This window comes from Nissabacter archeti (assembly GCF_018257325.1).
In the GTDB taxonomy this organism is placed as follows: Bacteria; Pseudomonadota; Gammaproteobacteria; order Enterobacterales; family Enterobacteriaceae; genus Chimaeribacter; species Chimaeribacter arupi.
On record NZ_JAERKB010000006.1, the window covers coordinates 280,949 to 287,468 of the forward strand.

Below are 6,520 nucleotides of genomic sequence, written 5' to 3' on the forward strand. Positions count from 1 at the left end.
CGTGCAAGTAAGAAAGTCTTTAGTTATGCAACAAAAGATCCCCAATAAAAAAGGGAACTGCCTGGGCAGTTCCCTTTTTTCACGTCACCTGAATCAGGATTGTTTCAGCTCACGCGCTTTTTCAATCAGCATCCGCTTTTCATAGCGGGCCGCTTTTTTCTCGTCGAACTGGTTTTCCCATTTCGCAATGACCAGCACGGCCAGGGCATTCCCTACAACGTTCAGTGCGGTACGCGCCATGTCCAGCAGGCGGTCAACCCCGGCAATAAAGGCCAGGCCTTCCAGCGGAATGCCGGCACTGCCGAGGGTCGCCAGCAGAACCACAAAGGAGACGCCCGGTACGCCCGCGATCCCTTTTGACGTCACCATCAGCGTCAGGACCAGAATAACTTCCTGGCCGAGCGACAGGTCAATGCCGTAGAGCTGTGCAATAAAGATAGCGGCGATACTTTGATAGAGCGTTGAACCATCCAGGTTAAAGGAATAGCCGGTCGGCACCACAAAGCTGGTAATCGCTTTTGGCGCGCCATAGGCTTCCATCTTCTCAATAATACGCGGCAGAACGGTTTCCGAACTGGAGGTAGAATAGGAGAGGATCAGCTCATCTTTCAAAATACGGATTAAGGTCATAATGCGCAGTTTACACAGCCGTGCAATCCCGCCCAGAATCACCAGGGCAAAGAACACAATCGCAAAGTAAACCAGCAGCATCAGTTTGGCGAGCGGCAATAATGACGCAAAACCAAAGTTCGCTACCGTCACGGCAATCAGGCCAAATACACCAATCGGTGCATAACGCATGATCATGTTAGTGACTTTAAACATGCTCTCTGACACTGCTTTAAATACTTTCAGCAGCGGCTCTTTGGTTTCTGCCGGCAGGGAAGAAAGGCCCAGGCCAAACAGAACAGAGAAGAAAATGATCGGCAACATGTCGCCTTTTACCATCGATGCGAAGATGTTCGACGGAATTAGCGACAGGATCGTGTTCACCAGGCTATGGCCGCCGGTTTGCACAGTTTCCGTGGTTTTCTCATATTGTGAAATATCGACCACTGCCAGCGTCGACATATCGATACCGTGACCGGGTTGAAAAACATTAGCCAGTGTAATTCCCACCACAATAGCAACTGTCGTGACCACTTCAAAATATATAATGGTTTTCAATCCGATGCGGCCCAGCTTTTTGGCATCACCGACACCCGCAATACCTACTATCAGCGTCGAGATAACAATAGGCACGACAATCATTTTAATCAGGCGGATAAAGATATTTCCGGCCGGATTAAGAAAATTATCAATTAACCAGTCTTTAGATTCTGTCTGGTTATGTAATACAGCACCAACGATAATACCTAATACTAATGCGATCAGGATTTGCCAGGCGAGGCTGATTTTAACACTTCTCATACCGAAAAAGTCCTCAAAGCCTCCTTTCTCCTTTTAATAAGGGGAAAAGAGAACTTAATCATTGCATACGGGCTATAGTTAATGAGATGAGCATTGCAGCTTCCCGTCAGATGCAAGCCGGGTAAATCAGTATCATTTTGCACCGTCTTCCTGCAAGCGTTGATTTTGTATGCAATTTGCGCAAAACAACCATACATAAAACCTATGCTCAGAAGGTGTCGCCATAAGTTTATGTTATTTCTTGTTTTAATTTTGTCATAATTCACAATGCCATAGGAAAAGCGCCTAAAATCGCCGCTGAAAAAAATTGGCCTTTTGCTCAATAATTATTCAGACCTGGTCAGCATTATGTTTATAGGATGTTAATAATTAACCGGCTTAATATTCCTCTTTTTTAACAGGGGAATAGGATGTTTCCGTTTTATCCCTCTGTTTTACCCGCTTTGTTCCTGTTTTAAATAAGCGTCACCCGGTTCTTTATCTCTTTTCCCGGCAATAACCCCCTGCGTTTTCTGTGCCGGTTTCGCTATTTCAGGGCAACACGGGGAATCGCGCAAAAACATTGTGCAGGGCTTCTATTGTTCAACCTATATAACCAATAGGCTGAAGCTAAATAAAAGCCATTTTGCCTTTCTGTGCGTGTTATTGGCTTTTATGCACTATTTCTTCTCTTTTTGACGCGAATGCAAGCCGTTTTCAAGCCCTTTTGTCACCGTCAGGCGTGACGTTTTTTTCTTCAGAAGTGATTAATTTCTCAGCTATTTCATAAAAAGTTACGTGTTGCGTGATCTGTCGCCCAAAAAGCGAACAAAGAACCAAGGCACACTACAATTAACTTATGGTTGACATACTATTAACAACTTCAAGGAGAAATGACGATGAGCCAGATTCATAAGCACCCGATCCCTGCTGCTATTGCAGAACATGCCCTGATCAATCCAGAACAATATCACCAGTATTATCAACAGTCTGTTGAAAACCCGGAGGCCTTCTGGGCCGAGCACGGCAAAATCCTCGAGTGGATAAAGCCTTACAGCAAAGTTAAAAATACATCCTTTGCACCCGGTAATGTTGATATCCGCTGGTTTGAAGACGGTACCCTGAATCTTGCCGCCAACTGCCTGGATCGTCATCTTGCAGAACGAGGCGATCAGACCGCTATCATCTGGGAAGCGGATGACCCACAGGAAGCGGGTAAAACCCTGACCTACCGTGAATTGCATCAGGACGTCTGCCGTTTCGCCAATGCCTTGAAAAAATTAGGCGTCACGAAAGGAGACGTGGTCGCCATCTATATGCCGATGGTACCGGAAGCGGCCGTTGCTATGCTGGCGTGCGCCCGTATTGGTGCCGTGCACTCCGTCATTTTTGGTGGATTCTCACCGGACGCCGTCGCCGGGCGTATTATCGATTCCAACGCCAAACTGGTGATTACCGCTGACGAAGGACTGCGGGCCGGCCGGACAATCCCGTTAAAGAAAAACGTGGACGATGCGCTGAAAAACCCAGGCGTGACCTCAATTACTCACAGTATCGTGCTGCGCCGCACCGGTAAACAGGGTGACTGGCAAGCCGGGCGTGACCTCTGGTGGCATGAGGTAATTGCCGATCTTCCGGATACATGCCCGCCGGAAGAGATGCAGGCTGAAGATCCGCTGTTTATCCTGTATACCTCCGGCTCGACCGGCAAGCCTAAAGGGGTGCTGCATACCACCGGCGGGTATCTGGTGTATGCCGCCCTGACATTTAAATATGTGTTCGATTACCATCCCGGTGAAATTTATTGGTGTACCGCCGATGTCGGCTGGGTGACCGGCCACAGCTATTTGCTGTATGGCCCGCTGGCCTGTGGTGCCATTACGCTGATGTTCGAAGGCGTACCCAATTATCCGACCGTTAACCGCCTGGCCCAGGTGGTTGATAAGCATCAGGTCAATATTCTCTATACCGCCCCTACCGCCATCCGCGCATTAATGGCCGAAGGAGATAAGGCGATTGAAGGCACCTCCCGCACGTCGCTGCGCATTATGGGATCGGTCGGTGAGCCGATTAACCCGGAAGCCTGGGAGTGGTATTACCATAAAATCGGTAACGATAACTGCCCGATCGTCGATACCTGGTGGCAGACCGAAACCGGCGGCTTCATGATTACCCCATTGCCGGGCGCAACAGAGCTGAAAGCCGGCTCCGCGACCCGCCCCTTCTTTGGCGTTCAGCCTGCATTAGTCGATAACGAAGGCAATCCGCAATCCGGTGCCTGTGAAGGTAACCTGGTGATCACCGACTCCTGGCCGGGCCAGGCACGTACGCTGTATGGCGATCATGAGCGTTTCGAGCAGACCTATTTCTCTACGTTTAAGAATATGTATTTCAGCGGCGATGGTGCCCGCCGGGATGAGGACGGCTATTACTGGATCACCGGCCGCGTTGATGACGTGCTGAATATTTCCGGCCACCGCCTGGGTACCGCCGAGATTGAATCTGCCTTGGTTTCCCATCCGAAAATCGCAGAAGCGGCCGTGGTAGGGATCCCGCATAACATCAAAGGACAGGCAATTTACGCTTATGTCACGCTGAATCACGGCGAAGAACCGACGCCCGAGCTCTATACCGAAGTGCGTAACTGGGTACGCAAAGAGATAGGGTCTATCGCTACGCCCGATATCCTGCATTGGACAGATTCATTACCGAAGACCCGTTCCGGCAAAATTATGCGGCGCATACTGCGCAAAATTGCGGCCGGTGATACCACCAATTTTGGAGATACCTCGACCCTGGCCGACCCTGGTGTCGTAGAGAAGTTATTGGAAGAAAAACAATCAATGAACGTCACACCGTAATTTACACCGCCTGAGCGCGGTGTTCTCACTCAATGCCTCACAGGAGATTGCGATGAATGATGCTACTTATCAAGGGATTGAACGGAACCCGCGCTTCAGGGAATTGGTGCAAAAACGTGGCCGCTTTGCCTGGCTGCTTTCGCTCATTACACTGGCCCTGTATGTTTGTTTTATTCTGCTGATTGCCTTTGATCCGCAATGGCTGGGCACGCCACTTTCTGACGATACAGTAATAACCCGCGGTATCCCGGTTGGCATTGGTCTGATCGTTATCTCTTTTGTACTGACCGGGATCTACGTTTACCGTGCCAACGGCGAGTTTGACCGCCTGACGCATGAAATTGTGCGTGAGGTGAAGCCATGAAAATCCGGCTTTTAACCTTGCTGGCGTTGTCTGCCCTGCCTTCTCTTGCTGCCGCTCGTGTGGCAGGTGACGTGCAACAACAGCCCCTGAATATTCAGGCAATTATCATGTTTGTGCTGTTTGTCGGCGCAACGCTTTACATCACTTATTGGGCGTCCAAACGTACCCGCTCCCGTCAGGATTACTATACCGCCGGCGGCAGGATCACCGGTTTCCAGAATGGCCTGGCTATTGCCGGTGATTTTATGTCAGCGGCCTCTTTCCTGGGGATTTCAGCCCTGGTGTATACCTCAGGGTATGACGGGCTAATCTACTCGATTGGGTTCCTGATTGGTTGGCCTATTATTCTGTTCTTAATTGCGGAACGCCTGCGTAACCTGGGGCGTTATACCTTTGCGGATGTCGCTTCCTACCGGCTCCAGCAGAAACCAATCCGTACCCTTTCTGCCTGTGGGTCACTGGTGGTTGTGGCGCTTTATCTCATCGCGCAGATGGTGGGCGCCGGGAAATTGATCCAACTGCTGTTTGGCCTCAATTACCATGTTGCAGTGATACTGGTCGGGATATTGATGGTGATGTACGTGCTGTTCGGCGGCATGTTGGCCACAACCTGGGTGCAGATTATCAAAGCCGTGCTGCTGCTGTCCGGGGCCAGCTTTATGGCGCTAATGGTCATGAAGTCTGTAAACTTTGACTTCAACACGCTGTTCACAGAAGCCATCAGAGTTCATCCTAAAGGCCTTGCCATCATGAGCCCTGGCGGGCTGGTTTCTGATCCTATCTCTGCGCTGTCACTCGGCCTGGCATTGATGTTTGGTACTGCCGGTTTGCCTCATATTCTGATGCGCTTCTTTACCGTGCATGATGCCAAAGAGGCACGTAAAAGCGTGTTTTACGCGACCGGCTTTATTGGTTACTTCTATATCCTGACGTTTATTATCGGGTTTGGCGCAATTTTCCTGGTCGGCAGTAACCCTGCCTTTAAAGATGCGACCGGCGCACTGCTCGGTGGCACCAATATGGCAGCTGTTCATCTGGCCAATGCCGTTGGCGGGAACTTCTTCCTCGGCTTTATCTCGGCCGTTGCGTTTGCCACCATACTGGCCGTGGTTGCCGGCCTGACTCTCGCAGGTGCGTCAGCGGTTTCCCATGATTTGTACGCCAGCGTGATCAAAGAAGGGAAAGCAACTGAACATGATGAATTGCGGGTTTCTAAAATTACCGTCGTGATTCTGGGAGTGGTGGCAATAGGGCTGGGTATTCTGTTTGAAAAACAGAATATTGCCTTCATGGTAGGGCTAGCCTTCTCCATCGCGGCAAGCTGTAATTTCCCTATCATTATATTGTCGATGTACTGGGCTAAACTGACGACCCGTGGTGCAATGATTGGCGGTTGGCTGGGGCTGTTAACAGCCGTTATTCTGATGATTCTGGGGCCGACGATTTGGGTGCAGATCCTTGGCCATGCGACGCCTATCTACCCTTATGAGTACCCCGCTCTGTTCTCTATGATCGTTGCCTTTGTGGGGACCTGGCTGTTTTCCATCACTGACCATTCGGAACAAGGAAGACAGGAACGCGCCCGGTTCTTCTCACAATTTGTTCGCTCTCAGACCGGTGTAGGTATTTCGCAGGGCGTGCAGCATTAAAAACATTGAGCACAAAGATGTATGTAGGACCAAAGCCACCCGATGCGGTGGCTTTTTTATGCCTTGTTACTTTTAACGGCGCTAAATACAGCCATGCTTAAAGAAATAAGGGGGTGAGCCGTTAGGCGTGTTGATGGAAAAACACCCAAAAAAGGTATTTCAAATGAACACACTCTTTTTTCCATAGCAAAAAGGCCATCCTTGCGGATGGCCTCGTGCTTGATTTGATGCCTGGCAGTTCCCTACTCTCGCATGGG

Annotated in this window: 4 protein-coding genes; 3 read left to right on the plus strand and 1 reads right to left on the minus strand. The window is 50.0% G+C overall.

The annotated features are described in order from the left end of the window. Nucleotides 1-93: 93 nt before the first annotated feature. A complete protein-coding gene (gltP, locus tag JK232_RS10260; protein WP_072926944.1) occupies nucleotides 94-1,410 on the minus strand; it encodes a glutamate/aspartate:proton symporter GltP in 1,317 nt (438 codons plus the stop codon). Nucleotides 1,411-2,288: 878 nt separating this feature from the next. Here gltP and acs point away from each other — a divergent pair. Genes acs through actP form a run of 3 tightly spaced genes read left to right on the plus strand, consistent with a single transcriptional unit; the run spans nucleotide 2,289 to nucleotide 6,263 of the window. Then, nucleotides 2,289-4,250, plus strand: coding sequence for an acetate--CoA ligase (acs, locus tag JK232_RS10265; RefSeq protein WP_072926942.1), 1,962 nt, complete (start codon nucleotides 2,289-2,291; stop codon nucleotides 4,248-4,250). 52 nt (nucleotides 4,251-4,302) lie between these two features. Continuing rightward, nucleotides 4,303-4,614 (plus strand): DUF485 domain-containing protein, encoded by a 312-nt coding sequence (locus JK232_RS10270; protein ID WP_072926941.1) that lies wholly within the window; start codon nucleotides 4,303-4,305, stop codon nucleotides 4,612-4,614. Beyond that, entirely contained in the window at nucleotides 4,611-6,263 is a 1,653-nt protein-coding gene (gene actP, locus JK232_RS10275; protein WP_101828215.1) for a cation/acetate symporter ActP, read from the plus strand. Before JK232_RS10270 ends, actP begins: the two co-directional genes overlap by 4 nt. Nucleotides 6,264-6,520: the final 257 nt, after the last annotated feature.